Below are 21,876 nucleotides of genomic sequence, written 5' to 3'. Positions count from 1 at the left end.
ATTTCGATTGCCCAGCACTGTGGCCCTTTCTATCAGGGCGCGATGACCGAAAAGCTTATCATCACCATGGCGCAATTGACGCAGAGCGTAGGCGATTTACGCGGCAATGCCGACGCAATGATCGCGGCGCACGGAGCACGGCCGGATAGCGATTTGATCGTTTTCCCCGAACTGCAGCTGATCGGCTATCCGCCCGAAGATCTGGTGTTAAAGCCGGCTTTGTGGGAGCGCGCTGAGGCGGAACTCAACCGGCTGGCCGCCGCGACCGCAGGGCCGGGACCGGCAATGCTGGTAGGATCGGTGTTTCGCGAAGAGGATAAGCTTTATAATGGCATAGCGCTGCTGGCGGATGGCCATATCCAGGATATCCGCTACAAGGTCGAGCTGCCAAACTACGGTACATTTGACGAAAAGCGGCTCTTTGAGTCCGGTCCGATGCCGGAACCGATTATATTCAAGGGCTGCAAGATCGGCTTGCCGATCTGCGAGGATGTCTGGTTTCCGACCGTTTGTAATCACTTGAAATCTCAGGGCACGCAATTGTTCGTGTCGGTTCACGGCAGCCCCTATGAAATTGAGAAAGACGACAAGCGCCTCGGCCAAGTGGCGACGCAGCGGGTAAGGGAAACCGGTATTCCGCTGCTGTTCCTGAACCGGGTTGGCGGACAGGATGAAATTGTCTTCGATGGCGCCAGTTTCGTGCTCAACGGTGACACCAGCGTGATGCATCAGCTGCCCGACTGGGACGAGGCAATAGTCGACACCCATTGGTCGCTGGAAGACGGTAAGTGGACTTGCGCGCCGGGCGAGATTCATCAGCTCGATGATCATCCTGCCGACATTTACAATGCGATGATCGTTGGATTGCGCGATTATGTGAACCGCAACCGTTTTCCCGGAGTCCTGCTGGGACTTTCCGGCGGTATTGACAGCGCCTTGTCCGCTGCGGTCGCGGTCGACGCATTGGGTGCGGACCGGGTTTGGAACGTGATGATGCCATCGCGCTTCACGTCCCAGGAAAGCCTCGACGACGCCAAGGGCTGTGCCGAGATGCTTGGCACGCGATTGGATACTATCCCGATTGGCCCGGCTATCGAAGGTTTTGACGCGATGCTGGAGGATAGTTTTTCCGACAGTAATGTCGATATCACCGAAGAGAATATCCAGTCGCGGATTCGCGGGGTGACCTTGATGGCGCTCTCCAATAAATTTGGCCATATGCTGCTGACCACTGGCAACAAGAGCGAAATGAGCGTCGGCTATGCCACTATCTATGGCGATATGGCGGGCGGCTATTCGGTACTCAAAGACGCCTATAAGCTGACCGTTTTCAAACTTTCGGCATGGCGTAACCGCAACAAGCCAAGTCTGGGATTGGGCCCCGATGGTCCAGTGATGCCGGAGACGGTGATCACAAAGCCGCCGAGCGCAGAGCTCCGGGAGGATCAGAAAGACAGCGACAGCCTGCCGGATTACGAAATTCTCGATCCGCTGCTGCACGGCCTGATCGAGGAAGAATTATCGGTCAATGATCTGGTCGCGCGCGGCTTCGACCGGGAAACGGTGGTGCGGATCGAGCGGCTGCTCTATATCGCCGAATATAAACGCCGACAGGCCCCGCCGGGCGTCAAGCTCGGCACCAGAAATTTCGGCCGCGACCGGCGCTATCCGATAACCAACGCATTTAGGACCGTATGACCATAAAAACCCGCTTTGCTCCGTCTCCCACGGGCCACCTTCATGTCGGCAATATCCGCACCGCGCTCCACAACTGGATGTTCGCGAAGAAAGAGGGCGGTACATTTCTGCTGCGTCTCGATGATACCGATGCCGAGCGGTCGAAGGAGGAATATGTAGACGCGATCCGGGCTGATCTGGCTTGGCTCGGTCTGGCGGCCGACGAAGAGCAACGGCAGTCGGCGCGCTTTGACCGCTATGAAGAGCATCTGGCGAAGCTGAAGGCGGATGGTCGGGTCTATCCTGCTTATGAGACTGCGCAGGAACTCGACCTGAAGCGCAAGATCCAGCTGGGCCGGGGCAAGCCGCCGATTTATGATCGCGCCGCACTCGACCTGACCAACGAGCAGGTTGCTGCCTATGAAGCCGAAGGGCGCAAGCCGCACTGGCGTTTCAAGCTTGATCATGGAACCCCGATCACCTGGACCGACCTGATCAGGGGCGACCAGAATTTCGATCCGGCTCTATTGTCCGACCCGGTCATCCTCCGCGAAGACGGCAGCTGGCTCTATATGCTGCCCTCGGCGATCGACGATATCGAGATGGCAATCACCCATGTTGTGCGCGGTGAAGATCATGTTGCGAACACTGCGGTGCAGATCCAGATGTTCCATGCCCTTGACGCGCAAGCCCCTGAATTTGCGCATGAAGCTTTGCTGGTTGGTACCGAGGGCAAGCTTTCCAAACGATTGGGTTCGCTTGGTGTCAGCAGCTTTCGCGAAAAGAATATCGAGCCGCAAGCGATTGTCGCCTTGCTGGCGCGGATCGGGACCAGCGATCCGGTGGAGCCGATTGCGGATGTCGAGCAGTTAATCGCCAGTTTCGACTTTGCCCGCTTTGGTCGCGCACCGGCGCGGTTTGACGACGAAGAACTGGCTCAGCTCAACCAGAAGATCGTGCATCTGCTTGATTATGCGGATGTTAAAGACCGTCTACCCGAAGCAATGAGCGCCGAGGCTTGGGCGGTGATCCGTCCCAACCTGCACAATATGGGCGATGTCGACCAATGGTGGCAGGTCGTAACGGGACCGATTTCCGTTCCTGAATTTTCGGCAGAAGATCAGGAGTTTCTGACTATTGCCCGTGGCAAAATGGAAGAGTTGGAAGCATCTTCTGACCTCTGGAAAGACCTAACCGGAGCACTCAAGGAGGCAACGGGGCGCAAGGGAAAACCTTTGTTCATGCCCTTGCGCCAGGCGTTGACCGGACTCGACCATGGTCCGGATATGAACACCTTGCTGCCTTTGATCGGCCATGAGGCCGCGTTGGCCAGGCTGGCTGCAGCCAACTAAATATCTATAATAAAACCGCTTTTTAGCTCAGAACAGTCATGCTTGAAATAAAATATGTAATAGTATATCATTACAATTGACGATGGGGCCAGATAGTCAGACAGGCACCGGCCGCTTCGCCATTATCGAGGATGGTTGAGAGGATATGATGATGAGCTATGTTTCCGTTTACGAGAACAAGACACCGCGTTCCAAAGGGTTGATAATGACCGGAGTCGTTCATGCGGTGATTATCGGCGCGGTGATTGCGATGCCCGCGATCGAAGGCCCCGATATATTCAAGGGGACAATCATGGCGATCCCTATTCCCGCAGAAAAGCCCATTGAACCGGTCATCGAAGATAAAAAGCCGGAAGTGGAAATCGTGCGGCCAACAACCCGGGCGCTGCCTGACCGGCCGATCATTATGGATATTTCCGATCCAGTGGTTCCGGTCATAAATTATGGCAATGTCGAAATCAAAAGCGGGTCGGGTGGATTCGGCGAAGCAATCCGACTTGAACCGATTAAAATTGCGCCAGATCCGGTTATCGTCGGCGCAAGCCTGAACAGGCGCTATGCAGCTGATTTTCAACCGGATTACCCGGTCGGCCTATTGCGCCGCGAACAGGAAGGCGAAGTTAGCGTCCGGGTGCTGGTTGGCCCCGACGGCCGGGTCAAGGACATCGAACTGGTCAAATCTCCGCATGAGGATTTCTGGTCGGCAACGCGCAAACAGGCGCTGAGAAAATGGCGTTTCACCCCCGCGACCAAAGATGGAAAGCCGGTTGAAAGCTGGATGGCGCTCAAAGTCGTCTTTAAAATCAATAGTTAAGCCTGACTCCGGATGACCAGCCCGGATGGGGCATGCGCTATTTTTCGGGAGGGGCTGGTCATCCGGCTGTGCCCGCACTATTTGGACGACATGGGAATGTGGAAAGATGCATCAGTAACCGGCGGTTTTGGCGACTTGATCGCCGTTTTTCGCCAGAGTGAACCGGGAGAGCGCCTGCTCCCGGCGGCAATGGCGATCGCCTGTACCTCGTTCATTTTGTTTCTTTTCTGGCTCGATCCGAAGGTGAATACGTACACTTATGTACCGGCAGAGGTCATTTATGTCGAAAACTGGACCGCTGACCGGACCGATGAGGAAATCCTGAAAGACCGCTGGGAAATCCAGTGTCTCAAGGACGAACTGGAAACCAAGCGGCGCGAAGCGGTGAAATCGCTGGGTCGGATGTCCGGGATGGATGTCGACGAGATCGAGCGCGAAGCAATCGCCGCCCGATTGGCGCGCGGCGAGGTCGAGGTGGAACGTCCCGCCGACCTGCAATGTTGAACCCTCCCGGCGAAGCTCAATTTATGGCGATAGCGCTGGCTCTGTCCGAGCGCGGGCGTGGCCGCACCGGCGCCAATCCCAATGTCGGTTGCGTCATCGTCAAACAGGGTATGGTCATCGGGCGCGGCTGGACCCAGCCCGGTGGACGGCCGCATGCCGAAGAAATGGCGCTGGCCCAGGCTGGCGCATCCGCAAAAGGCGCTGATATATATGTAACCATGGAGCCCTGCGCCCATGAAAGCCCGCGCGGCCCGACCTGCAGCAATGCGATCATCGACGCCAAACCCAAAAGAGTGATTGTCGCGACCCTCGATGCCGACGAACGCACAAGGCGCAGAGGGATCGACCGGCTGGGCGATGCGGGCATAACCGTATCGGTTGGCATAAAAGAGGTCGAAGCCCGCCGCGCAATGGCCGGCTTCCTCAGCCGGGTCGAAAAAGCACGACCCTATGTCACTCTCAAACTGGCACTGTCGCTTGATGGCTGTATTGCCATGGCAGATGGCAGCAGCCAGTGGATAACCGGCGACAGAGCGCGGGCGCACGCCCATCTCGAGCGGGCGCGGAGCGATGCGATTCTGGTCGGCGCCGGCACTGCCAAGGCCGACAAGCCCAGCCTCGACGTCCGGATCGACGGACTGGCCGACCGGTCTCCGCAACCGGTCATTCTCGGCAGTGACAGTGAGTTGCCCGAACATTGGTTGCAAATTTCCGAACCGGCAGCGATCGCCGATCTCTCCGATATCAACTGGCTGCTCGTCGAAGGCGGCGCTAAAACCGCGGCTTCTTTCCTGAAAGCGGGTCTGGTTGACCGGCTGTTGCTCTATCGTGCTCCGATCATTATTGGCGGCGGACTGTCCGGCGTTGGTGACATCGGCCTGGAAAAGCTTGGCGATGCGCACGGCCGGTGGCGGCGCACCGATCTGCGCCCATTGGGGCAGGATGTGCTTGAGATATACGAGCACGCCGCCTAGGTTCCGGACAATATAGCAATTAGGATCGTCCATGTTCACAGGCATAGTTTCAGATATCGGGACCATAGAATCGCTCGATCAACGCGGCGATCTCCGCGTTAAAATTTCCTGTGGCTATGCCATGGACAATGTCGACCTGGGCGCATCGATAGCCTGTTCGGGCATATGCCTGACCGTGGTCGAAAAAGGGCCTGACTGGTTTGCGGTCGATGTGTCCGGCGAGACAATTTCCTGCATCGCATCGGGACAATTTGCCGCAGGACGCCGCCTCAATCTCGAGCGCGCGCTCAAGGTCGGCGACGAACTGGGCGGCCATATTGTCACCGGTCATGTCGATGGTGTCGGCGAAGTGGTTTCAGCTAAGCCTGTGGGCGATTCCAGCGAGATTATCATCCGGGTATCGAAAGATCTGGCGCCGTTCATTGCGGCCAAGGGATCGATCACGGTCGATGGCGTTTCGCTTACGGTCAATGCCGTCAGCGACGATGCAGACGGCGCGCTGTTCACTCTCAATATCATTCCCCATACCGCTCAGGTGACTACGCTAGGAGAGCTCAAGCCCGGCCGTGCGGTCAATCTGGAGATTGATATATTGGCGCGCTATCTGGCGCGAATGGAGAAAGTCCGGTCGTTAGGCTGAGCCGCCACGCTGCAGCCGACGGACAGTCTGCTCCATCAACGGGTTAGAATGGCAGCCACTTCTGCGTCTTGCTGAACTTCATATAGCCGACATTCGCACCGAGCCGCAGACCTGCTCCGAGCCGTACCGGGATCAGAACCTTGTCTCCGCTGCGCAAATAGCTGACGTGGAAGCCGCCGATGAAATAAGCCGCGCCTTCGCCAGCGGGGAAGCGCTGATATAGTTCCTCGCTGTCATAAAGATTGTAGACCAGGACAAAGGTGTTGGCTGCATTGCCGCCAAAATCAAAGCCGATTGACGGGCCTGTCCAGTAGACCGGACGTTCGCCCTCGATCTTGTGGTACAGCTTTCCCGAACCGTAGCGCAGCCCGACAATGAATGCCCCGCTGGCTTCGCGTCCGGCGATATAGGCATTGGGCCGGCCCTGCTTTTTGAGAATATCCTCGATCAGCTCGGCGAGACCTTTCGCGCCCTTGCCAAAGACGCCTTCGGCCGCTCCGATCAGGTCATCGTCCTGATAGGTACTGCTGTCGTCGGCCGGGTTTGTCGCAGGCCCGTACGTCTGACCACCGGTTTGCGCTGTGTCTGGTGCCGGGCCAGTCGGTGCGATGATATCAGTATCAAAACCGCCATCATACGGAGCATCGTCGACAGTCCTCGCGCTCGAGGCGCTGGATTCGAAATTGCCATCATAGTCCGGTGCAGCCAGATCGGCATCGATCACGTCATTGGGATCGACGGTTTGAACCTGGGCGAATGCGGGCGTCGCGACGGGTGCAATGGCGAGCGCCAGAACAGCGAATAGCCCCAAAGATTTCTTCATATATAACGGTAACATGGGTAAACTCCTTCCCATTACCAGCCAGAAACGGCTCTCGGCTGTTGGACATGACCACGCAATGAACGGACGACGAGATGAGTCGATTCTGCGGCAGTGCGAGTCTCCTCGCTGCAACCGGCCGGTTTCCCGGTTTTTCGACGCTATTTTGCGAGGTCCACTTTACCCGTTGCAGCAAGCGCTATCCATGGTTATAGCGCCTCCTCTAGCCAAGCTGCGTGGACACGTGGGTGAGCGGCTGAAACCACCTCCCTGCTAAGGAGGCAAGGGCCTCACGGTCCTTCGAGGGTTCGAATCCCTCCGTCTCCGCCATTTACCGATATAGTCTGTCGATTTAGATAGATTAATCGGGGCTGCAAAATTTGTCCAAATTTAGGCTCTCACCAAATCCTCACTCCGATCAGGTTTTATATCCTTCGATTTGCTGTCGACACCAGAGACTGGCGTATTCAACCATTCATATTCCGTAAGCTGCTGGGCTCAGGAACAAATATCAAAATATTCGCATTCTGCGTAATCTCTTTGGCCTGTCGCCCGTTGCCGGAAAAACAAGATTGAAATTGACACCGGTTACCAAGGTACATAGAAAGGCGCAGAAGTTATGCTTTGACCGACTGCCAATAGACAAGGGAAAAAATCCGCGATGTTTCAGAAAACCTACCATGCAACCCATCCGGACATGATGGAATCTGTGGATAATGACGCGCTTGTCGACCGTCATCTGGTCAGCAACATGTTCGAGGATGGCAAGATCAACCTCAACTATTCGCATAACGAGCGCTTTGTGATTGGCGGCGCTGTTCCGGGTGCGGAGCCGTTGCAGATGCCGATGCAGTCCGAGCCTGAATCGGCCAAAGGTCATCCGTTCCTCGAGCGTCGTGAAATGGCCGCAGTGAATATCGGTACCGCGGGCAAGATCACCGTCGATGGCGAAAGCTTTGCGATGGGCAACAAGGAATGTCTCTATATTCCGATGGGGTCGAAGGACATTAGGTTCGAAGGCCAAGGCGCGCGTTTCTATCTCGCTTCGCTGCCCGCACACAAGACATTGCCGATCAAGCATATCACGCTCGATCAGGCCAATCCGCTCGAACGCGGCGATCTCGCCAATTCCAACCAGCGGACCATTTATCAGCTCGTCATCCCGGGCGTCTGCGACAGCGCGCAACTGCTGCTCGGCCTGACCGTGCTTGAAGAAGGCAGCGTATGGAACACCATGCCGCCGCATCTGCATGACCGGCGCAGCGAGATTTACATGTATTTCGACATGCCGGAAGAAAATGACCGCGTGTTCCATTATATGGGCGAGCCGGAAAGCATGCGGCATATTGTCATCGCCAACGAAGAGGCTGTGATCAGTCCGCCCTGGTCGATCCACATGGGTTCGGGGACCAAGAAATATGCCTTCATCTGGGCGATGGGCGGCGAGAATCTTGACTATACCGACATGAATGTCCTGGATATCTGCCAGTTGAAATGACCAATATGTTCGATCTGAGCGGGAAGACCGCTATCGTGACCGGTGCCAATACCGGCATCGGTCAGGGCATCGCTCTGGCGCTTGCCGAAGCCGGTGCCAATATCGCGGCGGTTGGCCGGTCGCCAGCGACCGAGACGGTCGAGAAAGCACGGGCGCTTGGCCGTCAGGCGGAAATCATCTCTGCCGATCTCTCAACCATCGAGCCGGTCGACCGGATCATCGACGAGACGAAAGAGAAATTCGGAAGTATCGATATCCTGGTCAACAACGCCGGGATCATCCGACGCAACGACGCGGTCGATTTCACCGAAGAGGACTGGGACGCGGTGATCGACACCAATCTCAAAAGCCTGTTTTTCCTGTGCCAGGCCGCTGGGCGCGAGATGATTGCGGCGCACGAGGCGGACGGCCGCATCGGCAAGATCATCAATATCGCCTCGATGCTGACCTTTCAGGGCGGCATACGCGTGCCCAGCTACACCGCGTCCAAATCGGGCGTGGGCGGGCTGACCAAGTTGCTGGCCAATGAATGGGCCTCCAAGGGAGTTTGCGTCAACGCCATCGCCCCGGGCTATATCGCGACCAACAACACCGCTGCCCTGCAATCCGATGAACGCCGCAACCGGCAGATCATGGAGCGGATACCGGCGGGCCGCTGGGGCGATCCCGGGGATCTGGGCGGAGCGGCTGTCTTCCTGTCGTCAGGCGCGTCCAACTATGTGCAGGGGCACATATTAGCGGTCGATGGTGGCTGGCTCGCACGCTAGATTTCGCCCGACCCGCCGAGCCGTACTTGGCGGGATCGGGGCCTTTGCCCTGACCACTGGCGGCGTCCATGCTACGACACTATCGCCTCCCACCATATATGCGCCGGCGGGGCGCTATCTGGGGAGCTTCCAACATGACCCGGTCGACAAGGTAACAATCAAGGCCAGGCGCTTTGCCGGCATCCACTATGCGCGAGCGGAACGGTTTCGGGCACCGCAGCCGGTCATCAGCGCGGAACAGGCGGCGGGCGGTGGATTTGGTCCGGCGTGCCCGCAAGCCGGCGTTAGATACCAGCCGCAATCGGAGGACTGCCTGTTCCTCAACGTCTGGTCACCCGCTGCTGACTCAAAAAAGGCACGGCCGGTCATGGTCTATTTCCATGGCGGTGCCTATGCGACCGGTAGCGTGACCGATCCGGTCAATGACGGCACGAATCTGGCGGCGGGCGGCGACGTGGTCGTTGTTACCGTTAACCACCGGCTTAATGCGCTGGGCTATCTCTATATGCCCGAGCGTTTTCCGGACAGCGGCAACAACGGGCAACTGGACCTGATTGTCGCGTTGCAATGGGTCCAGCGCAACATCGCGTCATTCGGCGGTGATCCCGGCAATATCACTGTGTTCGGCCAGTCGGGTGGCGGCGCTAAGATTGCAACACTGATGGCCATGCCCGCAGCAAAGGGTCTGTTCCACAAAGCGATCACAATGTCGGGCCAGCAGGTAACGGCTTCAGGGCCGCACAACGCGACAAAGCGTATGCAGGCCTTTCTCAGGGCGCTCGGCGAAAATGTCGATCCGGCAACGGCGCCGATCGAGCAATTGATAGAGGCGCTTTCCGCGATCGATCCAGTTCTAGGTGGCGGTGTCTACATGGGGCCGGTGCTGGATATGCAGCATTTGATGCGGCACCCTTTCTGGCCCGATGCCGCTCCGCAATCCAATCATATCCCGATGATGCTCGGCAACACGATCATGGAGACGCGCGCTTTTTACAATCCGGACAAGCCGCCGATTGCAGGCCTGACCATGGATAATCTGGCCGAGCGGATCGGACCGCAAATGCGGGTCGATATCCGGCCCGACTGGGTAGTGGCACAATTTCGTGCCCGCTATCCCGAAGCCAGACCTCTCGAACTGTTCCACCGCATCGTTACCGCCGCGCGCAGCTGGCGCGGTCAGGTTGAGGAAGCCGAAGCGCGGACAAAGGCAGGACCGCCAGTTGCGGACCGGACTTTTGTGTACCAGCTTGATTTCGAGCAGGCCAAACATACCGATGATATTGCCCTGTCTTTCGGGACAGTCGCCGACCCCACGGCTGCGCAACGGGCGATGAGTGATCGTTTGATGGACGCATTTGTTGCCTTCGCCCGCACCGGTAATCCCGGTTGGGCGCCCTATGACATGGCGATGCGCAAGACGATGATTTTCGATGAAGATAGCCGGGTCGAGCGCGATCCGCGAAAATGGGAACGGGAGCTGTTTGCGACCGTGCCCTATATCCAGCCAGGAAGTTGAAATGACAGGAGAGAGACGATGAAATATATGATTCCGATTGCAATGGGCTGCGCAATGCTGGCCGCTTGTTCAAAGCAGGACAATAACACCGACCAGCCGGCGATACTGGACGCCGGCCCGGAAGCCACGATCACCCAAGTCGATGATATTCCTGATGGGGTGCGGTCTGCTGCGCTGGCAGAAATCCCAGGGATGGTGATCAGCGAGGCCGAGCGGAAAGAGCGCGACGGCATGGTCTTCTACGACGTGGAAGGGACACGGCCCGATGGCAGCGAGGTCGAGCTGGATATGCTGGAGGAAAACGGCGCCTATGTGGTGGTTGAGGTACAACGCGATCTGGCCTGGGCCGATGTCCCTGAAAATGCTCGTGCCGCAGCGCCGGCAGGCCTTTTCACGCCGGTGCGGGTGATCGAGAGCCTGCAGCGTGACGGAACGGTCATCTACGAGTTGTTTCAGGACGGCAATCCGAAAGAACCATCTGCTGAAATTGCCGTGAAAGACGGCAACGCGAAAATGCTCACCGAACGTTGGAAATATTGATAGCAAGCGGGATGGGCGCTCAGAGCAGCTTCTGTGCGCCCATCCAGTTCCATAGAAGCTCCGGCCAGATAGCAACCGGCAATCCAGCGGTTTTCATCAGTCCAAAGCCATGTCCGCCCATTTCAAAATAATGGGCCTCGACGGGCGTTCCGGTCTCGCTGGCAGCTTGGTGCAAACGCTTGCTGTTGGCGACGGGAACGACATCGTCATCCTCGGCATGGAGCAGAAACAGCGGCGGCATATCCTTGCGGACATTCTGCTCGGGGGAATAAAGAGCGTTTAGGACGGCATCCGGGTTTGCACCGATCAGCCGGTCGCGGCTGCCGATATGGGCGATCGCCGGATCCATCGATACGACCGGATAAATCGCAACCAGTGCATCAGGGCGGGCGGGAGCCGCGTCCGCAATATCTACTGGATCATAAACCCGAGCATCAAAGCGCGTCAGCAGGCTGGCGGCAACATGCCCACCCGCGGAGAACCCGGTAAAGACGATCCGCTCCGGATCGATTCCGTCCACCTCCGCACGACTTCGGACTAGCCGAACCGCACGCTGGGCGTCTGCCAGCGGCACATCTTTGCCGTTGCTCCAGCCATCCGCAGGCAAGCGATAGAATAGAATATAAACCGTGGTTCCGCGGTCCCGCAGCAACCGCGCCAGTTCATAGCCTTCCTTGTCGACCACGCAGTAGCGATATCCCCCGCCCGGCGCGATGATCACCGCCGCGCCATTGGGTTGCGCTGACCGAAAAATATCAAGACGCGGTCTGGCGATATTCTGTACGATCCGGTCACTTGCCAGCGGATCATCGCTGCGCTGGAGCATTTCTTCGGCGAGGCCGACCGGGATGTCAAAGGCGTCGTCCGGCCACAGAAACAGGCTTTCATCCGGGCGCACCGCGACGGGCCGGTTCCACTCTGAATTGCCCCGACAATCAGCATCAGTCGCCGTTGTCCTTGAAGCCGCCAGACCGTCGCTTGCGGTGACGACGAGACCGGTCAATGAGCCGCTCAACAATGTTCGTCGATCGAGCGCCATGATCTTATGGCGCTCCCTGCACGCTCATTTTCCGGTTCCGCGCATCGCCGCGTCGCGTTCGCTCAGATTTTCCGTCGGGGCCGGGCCGGTCTGTCCGGGATATCGTCCAGACAGGGGTTCCATCGTCGCCAGATCCCACAGGCTTTCATCGAATACCGCGCGCACGGGCTCGGTCACTTCGGGATAAGCGCTGACCTCGTTTTCGTCATCGATGATGTCGCCGCGGCCTTCCGCGACAAAGAACAATATCCGGGTTTCCTCACTGTCGCGCGCCCATGGTCTGGCGCCGACGCTTGCCAGCACCGACGTTTCGACATCGCGTGCGGGCAGGATGCGCATATCGTCAGTCGATGCCATTGGTTGTTTCACTGTGACCAGCCTGGCTTGCGTTTCACCATATCGGCCGAACATCGGCAGCGCCTTGCCATGCCGGTCTACAGCCAGATTGTCCCGGCCATAATATTTCAGGTCGCCATCGCCGCCAAGCATCAGGAACGGCAATCCTTCGTTGGTATCATTACCGCCACGCATGACATTGCCGATCGCGGTAATCTCTCCGGTCACATATTCATGCCCCGCCCATTCGAGGTTCATCAGATTATAGTGCACCGCACGATGGCCGGGATTATAAATGACGTTATTGACCATCAGCCCCTGCGCGCCGCCTTTCAAAAGCGGATTGCGTTCGACATTATGCGCCCAGAGATTGCGATAGAAGACGATGCCGGTGGCATTGTCGTGGATCAGCGATCCCTTGCTGTGCTCGCCCTTGGGATGGCTGGCATCGGCCAGACCCTCGGCAGCGAGATTGTTGGAAAAAGTGATGTTTCGGCTGGTCCCCTGCCGCCATTGTTCGACAGTATCGCCGGTGAAGCGCGGGCCCGACGCGGACATATTTTCATCAATCGCCCAGAGGAAGGTGCATTGATCGACGATTACATTGCGGGCGCTCACGGTTGAAAAAGCGTCTGCCTCCCACCCGCTGCGTTTGGGTTGTCCGTCAACACCGGTATAGACGCGCAAATGACGGATGATCACGTCATGGGTTCTGACGTCGATGCCGCTTTTGATGATTGTGATACCGGGCCCTGGCGCGGTCTGGCCGGCAATCGTGACATAAGGTTCGTCAATGGTCAGATTGTTCCTGCCCATGTCGATGACACCGGCAACTTCGAAGACGATGATTCGCGGACCATTTTGCGCGATAGCCGCTTTTAGCGACCCCGGACCATCCGGGGCGAGCGTCGTAACCCGGACGATTTTGCCACCGGCCCCGCCTCTGGTTTGTGCGGCCGGGCCTACAGCACCGGGAAAGGCGGAACTGTCTTGCGCGGTTGCATGCGACGGCTGCAGGACGGTAATCCCTGCCAATGTGAGTGATAATAGCATCAGTTTTTTGATCATTTTTTCTCTCCCAATAATTCTCCCTTGACATAAGTTTTCAGAAGCAGCAATAAGAATGACACCGGTTACCACATAAAGCCGGATTGAAATTAGCGTGAATGGAGGAGAGGCATGACCAATTGGTTCCACTTTTCTGAAAATTATGTAGCAACCTGTCAGCTGTTTTTTTGACTCGGAGAGTAACCGGTGTCATTTTGGCGAGCATGACGGAATTTTAAAGAATTTTTGGGAGGAAATTAAGATGAAAAACAATTTTGGACATGAGCGCTCTCGCTGCCTGATCAAGCTGGTTGGCAGTGTTTCTCTAGCAGCTCTGACTGCTACGCCAGCATTTGCGCAAGACGAAGATGCAGCGGATGAAGCAGCCTCCGCAGGGGATGTGATCGTCGTTACCGGTTTTCGCGCCTCGCTCGACAAGGCGCTGGATGAAAAACGCAACAGCACGGCAGCGATCGATGTCATTGTTGCGGAAGATATTGCCAAATTTCCCGATCAAAACCTGGCCGAATCGTTGCAGCGTATCCCTGGCATTTCGATCCAGAGGGATGCTGGCGAAGGACGGGCAATTACCGTTCGCGGCCTGGGGGCGCAATTTACCCGGGTACGCCTGAACGGGATGGAAACAATCGCGACTTCAACCGATGGCGCTTCTGCAAACCGCGACCGCGCCTTTGACTTTAACGTGTTTGCCTCAGAGCTTTTTTCCTCGCTTGTTGTCCACAAGACGGCATCGGCATCGCTTGATGAAGGCTCGCTGGGCGCAGTGGTTGATTTGAACACGGGAAATCCGCTTGGGGGCAAAGACGGCCTCACTCTGGTGGCATCCGCACAGGGCCGTTACAATGACCTGTCGAAAGAATTGTCGCCGCGCCTTGCCGGTTTGGTTGCCTGGTCCAATGCGGATCAGACCTTTGGTGTCTCGGCATCGGTGGCTTGGTCAAAATATACCACCGAAGAGCTTGGCAACAACACGGTCCGTTGGGCACAGGCACCGTTTCGCAGCGTCGACGGAGTGACCTGCATGTCCGGGTCCAATTTTATCGCCAACCCTTCTGCTGCCTGCATCGAAGTTGCAGAAGCTTTCCATCCGCGAATTCCGCGCTATGGTCTGGTCAGCCATGACCGTGAACGGCTAGGCGCGACCGCTTCGCTGCAATGGGAGCCTACTGACAGCACCAAGATTTCGATCGATGGTCTCTATTCCAATTTCAAGGAAACCCGTGACGAATATTGGGGAGAAGTATTGGCGCGCAGCAACGAGCGCACCATCGATATCTCCAACTATACGATCGATGCCAACAACAATTTGATCTCCGCGGATCTCGACAATGTCTATGTGCGGACAGAACGCTATTCACGCGAAAGCGAGACCGAATTTCATCAGGTCTCCGCCAAGATCGAGCAAGCGTTGACGGACAATTTCAGGATCAATTTACTCGGCGGATTTTCGAAATCCAAAGCCGATATCCCGGTCGAAACCACGCTCGCATTCGATGATCGCGACGCGACAGGTTACAGCTACGATTATACCAATATGAAATCGCCGGTCTTGTCTTTCGGCCCGGGAATAACGGATCCGGCTGCATTCCAACTTGCAGAATTCCGTGACCGACCTTCGTTCCTGACCAACAAGTTCAAAACCGTATCAGGCGATTTCGAATGGGATGTCACCGAGGGCTTCCAGCTTCTGGCTGGCGGGTTCTATCGTGAGTTCGACTTTGATACGATCGGCTTCCGGCGGGACAACCAATATTGCTCCGCATTCACTTGCGCACCCGGGGCTTATGGCGCGCCGGTAACGGACGCACTTTCCCAGACTTTCAACCTGGGTGATGCTGGTCAACCGGCCGGAAATACCAATAGCTGGATCGTTCCGGATCTGGCGGCAGGGACGGCTTTTGTCGACCTGTACAATATACCCGGGGTTCTTCAGCAGGGCGAACAACGTTCTGTCACCGAAAAAACCAAAGGTGGCTGGTTCATGACCAATTTCGAAAGCAGTGTTTTCGGGATGAGGATGACCGGTAATGCCGGCGTACGCTATGCGAAGACGAACCAGTCATCGTCCGGTTTTACCGACGGCACCTTCGTGACTGTGAAACGCAGCTATGATGACTGGTTGCCATCTTTCAACGTCAATTTCTTCCCCGCGGACAATATCATCCTGCGCGGTGCGATCGCCAAGGTCATTACGCGGCCAACGCTTGGCAGTCTCACACCGGGGGGATCGATCGATCCGTTCAACTTCAAGATCAGCTCGGGCAATCCATTCCTGGATCCGTATCGGGCAACGACCTATGATGTGGCGGCTGAATGGTATTTTGCTCCGGGAGCGATTGTTTCTATCGCACTATTCTCGAAAGATATTGTCAGCTTCCCGATTTCGACATCGTTACAGGGAACCTACGCATCCAGTGGCTTGCCGACTTCGCTGCTGACACCAGGAACGCCAGCTTTTGACGCGATTGTTACTGGAACAGACCCCAATCGGCAGTTTGAATTCCGGACAACCGGCAACGGCCCGGGAGCAAATCTCAAGGGTATGGAAATTTCACTGCAATTGCCGTTCTCCGTATTCTCGGACTCGTTGAAACATTTCGGCTTACTCGGTAACTTCACCTTGGTAAAAAGTGATGTCGAATATAGTGTTTCGGGGCCGCTGGCTTATGATCCCGGTACTAATCGCCTCGTTGCTCAACCAAACGGGACCTACACGCAGCCGCTGCTTGGTCTCGCCAAGCGCGCATGGAACGCGACGGCATATTATGATGATGGCAAATTCTCTGTGCGATCTTCAGTGGCCTACCGTAGCGGTTACAATGATGGCACGAGCGGCAACAACAATGTGTTTGAAGGTTATGGCAGCTCGTTCAATGTCGATGCTTCGATCCGTTATCAGTTGACCGACAATTTCGAGATTTCGGTTGAGGGTAGCAATTTGACTGACGATTATCGCTATCGCTTCACCGATCTGGAAGCCAATCGCAACTACGAAAACAACCATTATGGCCGAACCTTCATGTTTGGTGCGCGCTATAAAATGTAAGCTCTAGTTTAGTAATTCGTCGACAGGGTCGCAAACGAAGGACCGATTTCCAATCTCCAGGGAGTCGGTCCTTTTTTTCAACGAAGCAGAGCGCATATGATTGATCGCCGCCACACATTGAAAATCGCAGCCGTCGCGGCATTGTTTCCGACGAGATTATTGGCTCAGGGTTCGGCAGCAACGTCTTCGCTTGATCCTTATGGCGAAATGCAATGGAGTCGCGGCTTCGAGGGACAACGCAAGGCTGATCTTGGCGATGGAAGTTTCCTCAACCCGGTCTTTGCCGGTGACCATCCCGATCCGGCGATTATCCGGGATGGCGACGACTATTATCTGACTTTTTCCAGTTTTGATGCATATCCGGGTCTGCTGATCTGGCACAGCCGTGATCTGGTCAATTGGCGGCCCGTGACTGCTGCACTTACGCAGCCGATAGGGTCGGTATGGGCGCCCGGACTTGCGAAACATGAAGGCCGGTTCTTTTGCTATATCCCGGCGCGCAACTCCGAAAAGCGCTCGATTTATGTGATATCGGCGGAGCATATCGAAGGCCCGTGGAGTGATCCGGTCGATCTCGACCTGCCCCTGCATATTGATCCCGAGCATGTCGTTGACGAGCAAGGCCAACGCTGGCTTTTTCTTTCCGGCGGCGACAGAATTCGCCTGTCTGCTGACGGCTTGCGGACAGAGGGGGACGTCGAACATGTCTATGATCCGTGGCGTTATCCCGAAGAGTGGGTGGTCGAAACATTTGCACCCGAAGGTCCGAAAATCGTCCAGCGCGGTGACTATTGGTACATGACCACGGCGGTCGGCGGAACCGCCGGCCCGCCCACCGGACATATGGTGATCATGGCGCGCAGCAAATCGCTAGGCGGCCCGTGGGAGGATTGTCCCAGAAATCCTCTTATCCGCACAGAGTCAGCGCGCGAAAAATGGTGGTCGCGCGGCCACGCTACATTATTTGAAGGGCCGGGCGGCAATTGGTGGATGCTCTATCATGGTTATGAAAACGGCTATTGGACGCTCGGGCGGCAGGCGCTGCTCGAGCCCGTGGTCTGGGGTGATGATGGTTGGCCGGTTCCTCAGGGTGGGGATCTGTCCAAGCCGATGGACAAGCCGATCGAGCTAGAAGCGCAACCGCATGGAATGCCATTGTCCGACGATTTCTCCACTGACCGGATGGGAACAACATGGGCCTTTTATGATCCCGGCCCGGGTGAAGCGAAGCGTGTCAGACGAGACAAGGGCGCGCTGATCATCAAGGCAAAAGGAATGACGCCGTCCGATTGTTCGCCGCTATGCTGTATCGCTGGCGATCAAGCCTATCAGGTCAGCGCCGATATCGAGGTTGAACCCGGGGCCGAAGGCGGAATGCTGTTATTCTACAATCGCCGTCTTTATGCCGGACTGGGCTTCGGCGCTGACGGACTGATGATGCACCGCTACGGTTTGCAACGACCGCGCGGCGCCATACCCGGCCAGATCGAACCGGAGGCTAAGGTGATTTCAAAGCTGAGCATCCGGCTCACCAACGACCATAATATTCTGACCATCCACACCAGCAGCGATCAACGTGCGACCTGGCAGAAATTCGATGTGCAGATGGAATTGTCCGGCTATCATCACAATGTCGCCTATGATTTTCTGTCGCTGCGTCCAGCGCTATATTCCGCAGGCGATGGCGAGGTGCGCTTTCGCAACTTCACTTACCGGGCGCTTTAGTTTTTACAGCGTCACCCCTGATTTCCAGATCGCGATGTCATGCTCACCATTGCGCTCGGCTGCTGTTTCTTCGCCGGAAGCCACCGCACATATCTTGGCCATTAAATCATCCGAAGCCTGATCAAAACCATTGGCGAGAACCTGACCGGCGTCAAAATCGATCCAGTTTTTCTTACGTTTTGCCAATTCGCTGTTCGATGCAATTTTTATGGTGGGTGCCGGAAAGCCGAGTGGGGTGCCGCGTCCTGTTGTGAATAAAATGATCGTTGCTCCGGCAGCCGTCAGTGCGGTTGATGATATCGCATCATTGCCTGGTGCCTCGAGCAAGGTCAGGCCCGGGCGGTCTGCCTGTTCCCCGTATAGTTTCACATCTACGAGTGGCACATGACCACCCTTTTGCACCGCGCCGAGCGATTTTTCTTCTAGCGTGGTGATCCCGCCGGCGATGTTACCGGGTGACGGGTTTTCGCTCAGCCCCTCGCCATGGCGGGTGAAATAGGACTTGAAATCATTGACCAGATTGACCGTGCGCCGGAATATATCTTCGCTCGTCGCACGGTTCATCAGCAATTGTTCCGCTCCGAATATCTCCGGAATTTCCGTCAATATTGCCTTGCCGCCGGCTTTGCCGACGCGGTCGGCCATCCGTCCCACAAGCGGGTTGGCGGTCAGGCCGGAAAAGCCGTCCGAGCCGCCACATTTGACGCCCAGCACCAGTGTGGAAAGCGGGACTTCGGTTCGCTGACAGGCGGATGCTGCTTGTACCAGTTCATTAACCAGCGCGAGCGCGCTTTCCATTTCGTCCGCTTCTGCCTGAGCGGTCATCATGCGGATGGAGCCACGTCGTTCTTCTGGAATCAAGGCCAGCATCTGGGCAAGCTGGTTGCTCTCGCAACCCAAGCCGAGCATCAGCACGCCGCCAGCATTGGGATGCTGAGCCAGCGATGCGAGAATTTTGCTGGTGCGCGAGAGGTCTTCCCCCAATTGCGAACAGCCGAAAGGATGTTTGAACGCCCGAACCGCGTCGACTTTTCCTGCATATCGGACTTCTGCCTTGCGAGCGATCCGCTCTGCCAGATTGCCGACACAGCCGACGCTTGGAATGATCCATATCTCGTTTCGTGTGCCAACCCGGCCGTCGGCGCGCTGATATCCGCGAAACATTGGGAGGATTAGTGGTGGCTCTGGCTTCGCGGCAGAAGCCGCGTGATATTCATAGCTATCGGTCGCTGACAGTCCGCTTTTCAGATTGTGGCTGTGGACATGTTCGCCCGCTGCAATATCGGCGGTGGCCAGTCCAATCGGAAAGCCATATTTTATTATGTTCGTCCCGGCAGCGATAGGGCGGATAGCAAGCTTGTGACCCTTAGCAACGTCCGAGCGCAAGCCTATCTGCCCGCCGGCGAGAAAAATCGCGTCTCCCGCCTGGCCATCGGCGAGCATCGTCGCGACATTATCGGATTCATCGATTTGCAGAGCCAGAGGCGCTGCCGCTGGATCATGGTCCGTGACAGCCGAGCCGGTCATTCACCCTTGTCGGTTGCGGGCGGCGCCACCGATTGGCGTTCGACGAAACGGGAAGGGAGCATTGCATATTCCGGTTGATCGATACCCTCGACCGGTGGCAGGAAGTCGGAGACCAGCATGTGGGCGGAGTGAGAACCCATTTCCCTTATCGGCCAACGCACAGTGGTAAGCCGGGGCCAGATATGGGTGGCGGTGGGTGAGTCATCAAAGCCGATGATCGACAGCTGCTCCGGGACCTTGATACCCAGGCCGAGCGCGACTTGCATCACGCCAGCCGCCATCTCGTCATTGCTTGCAAAAATCGCCGTTGGCCGGTTCGCAAGTGACAATAATTTGTGGGCGGCCTCGGTTCCCGAATCTATCCGGTAATTGCCTTTGACACAAAGTTCGTCTGCCAGCGTCAGGTCGGCGGAATGCAATGCATCCAGAAATCCCAACTCGCGTTCTCTGGCTGACCGAAATCCCTCTGGCCCGCGTACAAACCCGATCCTTCTATGTCCCATTTCGATCAATTTACGGCACGCTTCGGCGACCACTTCCCGGTCATTTGATGATACGCATTTTCCGGGTTCATCGAGCGCGGTCGAACCGATCCTGACATAGCGGACGCCCAGTGACTGGCACAATGCGGTCAAATCGTCATTTTCGGATATTGGTGGCAATAACAACGCGCCGATCGGTCTTTGTTTTTCGAGAAAGATCCGCACATCCTCCAGCATGTCTGAAGACCCGCGATCAATCGGACGAACCAGCAGCGCAAGATCACTGTCCTTGATTGCATCCAGCACACCATTTTGAAAATTCAGCACCGTCTGGGCATTCGGATTGTCGTGCAGAAGCGCGATCAGGAAATTGCGCCGGAACGCAAGGGCCCGCGCCTGTGGATTTGGAACAAATCCGAGACTGGCAATAACCTCTTGAACATTCTTCCGGGTCTTGTCGCTGATCAGAGCCGAGTTGTTTATGACCCGACTGACCGTTTTCTTTGAGACGCCGGCGAGCGCAGCAACATCATTGATGGTGGGCTGCTTGGACGAGGAACGGTCAGTTTTTTGGGGCATCAGGATTATGTCCGTTCGTTTTCCAATGTTGGACGCACAAACAGCCTTGATTGTCGATGCAGCTCCGTTGGCATTCATTATTGGCCTGCGGACAGCAAAAAAGCAATGGCCTCCAGAGAAATAAACTTGTTTTTGACACCGGTGTCTATTAGGGAATTTCAAGGATAAGGAAAATTGCAGTCATGAGGACAAATTCCGGTCATCAACATATCGCGGCGGTCTTCGTTGAAGCACGTAAGGCCAGCACCATCGTGCATTCATACCCCGGCGAAATTCCTCAGACGATGGAAGAAGGCTATGCCATCCAGGATCTGGCGATAGCGCTCGACGGGCGAAGGATCGGCGGATGGAAAGTCGGCCGTATACCCGGAGAGCAGGTTGCAAAATATAATGCAAAGCGACTGGCGGGTCCGATTTTTGTCGATGAAATAGTCGATGCCCTGGACGGTCATGTCCCGGTCATGCCCATTTTCGGAAAAGGCTTTGCTGCGGCAGAGGCAGAAATATTGCTGCGCATTGCTTCCGTGCCGGATGGTGAAATCAGCCTCGATACGATCGCCGATCATATTGATGATGTCCGTGTCGGGGTGGAAATTGCCAGCTCGCCTTTTCCCGGAATTAATGAATTTGGCGCGGCAGTAACGGTATCGGATTTTGGTAATAACAAGGGGATTGTTCTCGGTCCCGCGCTGCCAGACTGGCGCCATGCCGATCTCCTTTCGATGCCTGTCAGTTTGCAGATAAACGGCAGCACGGTCGGTGCAGACAGGATGAGCAACATGCTAGACGGACCATTTGGTTCGGTGGTGTTTCTTCTCAAAGAACTCAAACGAAGGGGCATAGAAGCTGCTCCCGGGACATGGGTTTCGGCCGGTGCAATCACCGGAGTTCACGAGGTGACGGGCGGGCAGACGGTCAAGGCCTGTTTTGGCGAAGAACTTGAAGTGGTCGTCAAAGTCAGAGCAACCTGAC

18 protein-coding genes and 1 tRNA gene are annotated in these 21,876 nt (G+C 56.4%); 14 read left to right on the top strand and 5 right to left on the bottom strand.

Going from position 1 to position 21,876, the window contains the following annotated elements:
• Nucleotides 1–42 precede the first annotated feature (42 nt).
• The 6 genes from V7680_RS05855 to V7680_RS05830 all read left to right on the top strand — a co-directional run bounded on the left by V7680_RS05855 (nt 43) and on the right by V7680_RS05830 (nt 5,961).
• Nucleotides 43–1,698 (top strand): NAD+ synthase, encoded by a 1,656-nt coding sequence (locus V7680_RS05855; protein ID WP_335652355.1) that lies wholly within the window; start codon nt 43–45, stop codon nt 1,696–1,698.
• Nucleotides 1,695–3,029: a glutamate--tRNA ligase gene (gene gltX / locus V7680_RS05850; RefSeq protein WP_335652354.1), complete on the top strand. Its 1,335-nt coding sequence runs from the start codon at nt 1,695–1,697 to the stop codon at nt 3,027–3,029. The genes V7680_RS05855 and gltX overlap by 4 nt, the downstream gene beginning before the upstream one ends.
• Nucleotides 3,030–3,180: 151 nt before the next feature.
• Nucleotides 3,181–3,843 carry an energy transducer TonB gene (locus V7680_RS05845; protein ID WP_335652353.1) on the top strand — a complete coding sequence of 221 codons (663 nt, stop codon included), beginning with the start codon at nt 3,181–3,183 and terminating at the stop codon, nt 3,841–3,843.
• Nucleotides 3,844–3,939: 96 nt separating this feature from the next.
• Nucleotides 3,940–4,347, top strand: a complete 408-nt coding sequence (locus V7680_RS05840; RefSeq protein ID WP_335652352.1) for a hypothetical protein — start codon at nt 3,940–3,942, stop codon at nt 4,345–4,347.
• 23 nt (nt 4,348–4,370) lie between these two features.
• On the top strand, nt 4,371–5,321 hold the full coding sequence (gene ribD / locus V7680_RS05835; protein ID WP_335652351.1) for a bifunctional diaminohydroxyphosphoribosylaminopyrimidine deaminase/5-amino-6-(5-phosphoribosylamino)uracil reductase RibD: 951 nt from the start codon (nt 4,371–4,373) through the stop codon (nt 5,319–5,321).
• A 31-nt stretch (nt 5,322–5,352) separates the two neighbouring features.
• The gene (locus V7680_RS05830; protein WP_335652350.1) at nt 5,353–5,961 is read left to right on the top strand and encodes a riboflavin synthase; all 609 of its coding nucleotides are present in this window, start codon (nt 5,353–5,355) and stop codon (nt 5,959–5,961) included.
• Nucleotides 5,962–6,004: 43 nt separating this feature from the next.
• Here the strand turns inward: V7680_RS05830 and V7680_RS05825 are convergent, their stop codons facing one another.
• Nucleotides 6,005–6,799, bottom strand: a complete 795-nt coding sequence (locus V7680_RS05825) for a DUF1134 domain-containing protein (RefSeq protein ID WP_335652349.1) — start codon at nt 6,797–6,799, stop codon at nt 6,005–6,007.
• A gap of 220 nt (nt 6,800–7,019) precedes the next feature.
• On the opposite strand from V7680_RS05825, the gene V7680_RS05820 reads away from it, so the two are divergent.
• The 5 genes from V7680_RS05820 to V7680_RS05800 all read left to right on the top strand — a co-directional run bounded on the left by V7680_RS05820 (nt 7,020) and on the right by V7680_RS05800 (nt 11,102).
• Nucleotides 7,020–7,111, top strand: a tRNA-Ser gene (locus tag V7680_RS05820).
• A gap of 331 nt (nt 7,112–7,442) precedes the next feature.
• Entirely contained in the window at nt 7,443–8,279 is an 837-nt protein-coding gene (gene kduI / locus V7680_RS05815; protein ID WP_335652348.1) for a 5-dehydro-4-deoxy-D-glucuronate isomerase, read from the top strand.
• A complete protein-coding gene (kduD, locus tag V7680_RS05810) occupies nt 8,276–9,046 on the top strand; it encodes a 2-dehydro-3-deoxy-D-gluconate 5-dehydrogenase KduD (RefSeq protein WP_335652347.1) in 771 nt (256 codons plus the stop codon). The genes kduI and kduD overlap by 4 nt, the downstream gene beginning before the upstream one ends.
• The gene (locus tag V7680_RS05805; protein ID WP_335652346.1) at nt 9,024–10,562 is read left to right on the top strand and encodes a carboxylesterase/lipase family protein; all 1,539 of its coding nucleotides are present in this window, start codon (nt 9,024–9,026) and stop codon (nt 10,560–10,562) included. The genes kduD and V7680_RS05805 overlap by 23 nt, the downstream gene beginning before the upstream one ends.
• An 18-nt stretch (nt 10,563–10,580) precedes the next feature.
• Entirely contained in the window at nt 10,581–11,102 is a 522-nt protein-coding gene (locus V7680_RS05800; protein WP_335652345.1) for a PepSY domain-containing protein, read from the top strand.
• A gap of 19 nt (nt 11,103–11,121) precedes the next feature.
• Here the strand turns inward: V7680_RS05800 and V7680_RS05795 are convergent, their stop codons facing one another.
• Nucleotides 11,122–12,141, bottom strand: coding sequence for an alpha/beta hydrolase (locus V7680_RS05795; RefSeq protein ID WP_335652344.1), 1,020 nt, complete (start codon nt 12,139–12,141; stop codon nt 11,122–11,124).
• Nucleotides 12,142–12,165: 24 nt separating this feature from the next.
• The gene (locus V7680_RS05790) at nt 12,166–13,545 is read right to left on the bottom strand and encodes a pectate lyase family protein (RefSeq protein ID WP_335652343.1); all 1,380 of its coding nucleotides are present in this window, start codon (nt 13,543–13,545) and stop codon (nt 12,166–12,168) included.
• A 241-nt stretch (nt 13,546–13,786) separates the two neighbouring features.
• Here V7680_RS05790 and V7680_RS05785 point away from each other — a divergent pair, with 241 nt between their 5' ends.
• Complete coding sequence (locus V7680_RS05785) at nt 13,787–16,591, top strand: TonB-dependent receptor (RefSeq protein WP_335652342.1); 2,805 nt, start codon at nt 13,787–13,789, stop codon at nt 16,589–16,591.
• Between the two features lie 96 nt (nt 16,592–16,687).
• Nucleotides 16,688–18,316 carry a family 43 glycosylhydrolase gene (locus tag V7680_RS05780; protein WP_335652341.1) on the top strand — a complete coding sequence of 543 codons (1,629 nt, stop codon included), beginning with the start codon at nt 16,688–16,690 and terminating at the stop codon, nt 18,314–18,316.
• A gap of 3 nt (nt 18,317–18,319) precedes the next feature.
• Here the strand turns inward: V7680_RS05780 and V7680_RS05775 are convergent, their stop codons facing one another.
• Nucleotides 18,320–19,843 (bottom strand): UxaA family hydrolase, encoded by a 1,524-nt coding sequence (locus tag V7680_RS05775; protein ID WP_335652340.1) that lies wholly within the window; start codon nt 19,841–19,843, stop codon nt 18,320–18,322.
• Nucleotides 19,840–20,904, bottom strand: a complete 1,065-nt coding sequence (locus tag V7680_RS05770; RefSeq protein ID WP_335652339.1) for a LacI family DNA-binding transcriptional regulator — start codon at nt 20,902–20,904, stop codon at nt 19,840–19,842. Before V7680_RS05770 ends, V7680_RS05775 begins: the two co-directional genes overlap by 4 nt.
• 182 nt (nt 20,905–21,086) lie before the next feature.
• Here V7680_RS05770 and V7680_RS05765 point away from each other — a divergent pair, with 182 nt between their 5' ends.
• On the top strand, nt 21,087–21,875 hold the full coding sequence (locus tag V7680_RS05765; RefSeq protein ID WP_335652338.1) for a 2-keto-4-pentenoate hydratase: 789 nt from the start codon (nt 21,087–21,089) through the stop codon (nt 21,873–21,875).
• The last annotated feature ends 1 nt before the right edge of the window (nt 21,876 follow it).

The sequence above is a fragment of the Parasphingorhabdus sp. genome, from assembly GCF_036963705.1.
Lineage (GTDB): Bacteria > Pseudomonadota > Alphaproteobacteria > Sphingomonadales > Sphingomonadaceae > Parasphingorhabdus.
Note: the sequence above shows the minus strand (reverse complement) of the source record. Positions and strands in the feature narration are given on the sequence as shown.

What these genes read in the sequence shown, in the direction of transcription:
- ribD (WP_335652351.1), top strand. Translation starts at nt 4,371, where the DNA reads ATGGCGATAGCGCTGGCTCTGTCCGAGCGCGGGCGTGGCCGCACCGGC.
- kduD (WP_335652347.1), top strand. Translation starts at nt 8,276, where the DNA reads ATGACCAATATGTTCGATCTGAGCGGGAAGACCGCTATCGTGACCGGT.
- V7680_RS05855 (WP_335652355.1), top strand. Translation starts at nt 43, where the DNA reads ATGACCGAAAAGCTTATCATCACCATGGCGCAATTGACGCAGAGCGTA.
- V7680_RS05765 (WP_335652338.1), top strand. Translation starts at nt 21,087, where the DNA reads ATGAGGACAAATTCCGGTCATCAACATATCGCGGCGGTCTTCGTTGAA.
- gltX (WP_335652354.1), top strand. Translation starts at nt 1,695, where the DNA reads ATGACCATAAAAACCCGCTTTGCTCCGTCTCCCACGGGCCACCTTCAT.
- V7680_RS05795 (WP_335652344.1), bottom strand. Translation starts at nt 12,141, where the DNA reads ATGGCGCTCGATCGACGAACATTGTTGAGCGGCTCATTGACCGGTCTC.
- V7680_RS05800 (WP_335652345.1), top strand. Translation starts at nt 10,581, where the DNA reads ATGAAATATATGATTCCGATTGCAATGGGCTGCGCAATGCTGGCCGCT.
- V7680_RS05790 (WP_335652343.1), bottom strand. Translation starts at nt 13,545, where the DNA reads ATGATCAAAAAACTGATGCTATTATCACTCACATTGGCAGGGATTACC.
- V7680_RS05770 (WP_335652339.1), bottom strand. Translation starts at nt 20,904, where the DNA reads ATGCCCCAAAAAACTGACCGTTCCTCGTCCAAGCAGCCCACCATCAAT.
- V7680_RS05845 (WP_335652353.1), top strand. Translation starts at nt 3,181, where the DNA reads ATGAGCTATGTTTCCGTTTACGAGAACAAGACACCGCGTTCCAAAGGG.
- kduI (WP_335652348.1), top strand. Translation starts at nt 7,443, where the DNA reads ATGTTTCAGAAAACCTACCATGCAACCCATCCGGACATGATGGAATCT.
- V7680_RS05805 (WP_335652346.1), top strand. Translation starts at nt 9,024, where the DNA reads ATGGTGGCTGGCTCGCACGCTAGATTTCGCCCGACCCGCCGAGCCGTA.
- V7680_RS05830 (WP_335652350.1), top strand. Translation starts at nt 5,353, where the DNA reads ATGTTCACAGGCATAGTTTCAGATATCGGGACCATAGAATCGCTCGAT.
- V7680_RS05785 (WP_335652342.1), top strand. Translation starts at nt 13,787, where the DNA reads ATGAAAAACAATTTTGGACATGAGCGCTCTCGCTGCCTGATCAAGCTG.
- V7680_RS05840 (WP_335652352.1), top strand. Translation starts at nt 3,940, where the DNA reads ATGTGGAAAGATGCATCAGTAACCGGCGGTTTTGGCGACTTGATCGCC.
- V7680_RS05825 (WP_335652349.1), bottom strand. Translation starts at nt 6,799, where the DNA reads ATGTTACCGTTATATATGAAGAAATCTTTGGGGCTATTCGCTGTTCTG.
- V7680_RS05775 (WP_335652340.1), bottom strand. Translation starts at nt 19,843, where the DNA reads ATGACCGGCTCGGCTGTCACGGACCATGATCCAGCGGCAGCGCCTCTG.
- V7680_RS05780 (WP_335652341.1), top strand. Translation starts at nt 16,688, where the DNA reads ATGATTGATCGCCGCCACACATTGAAAATCGCAGCCGTCGCGGCATTG.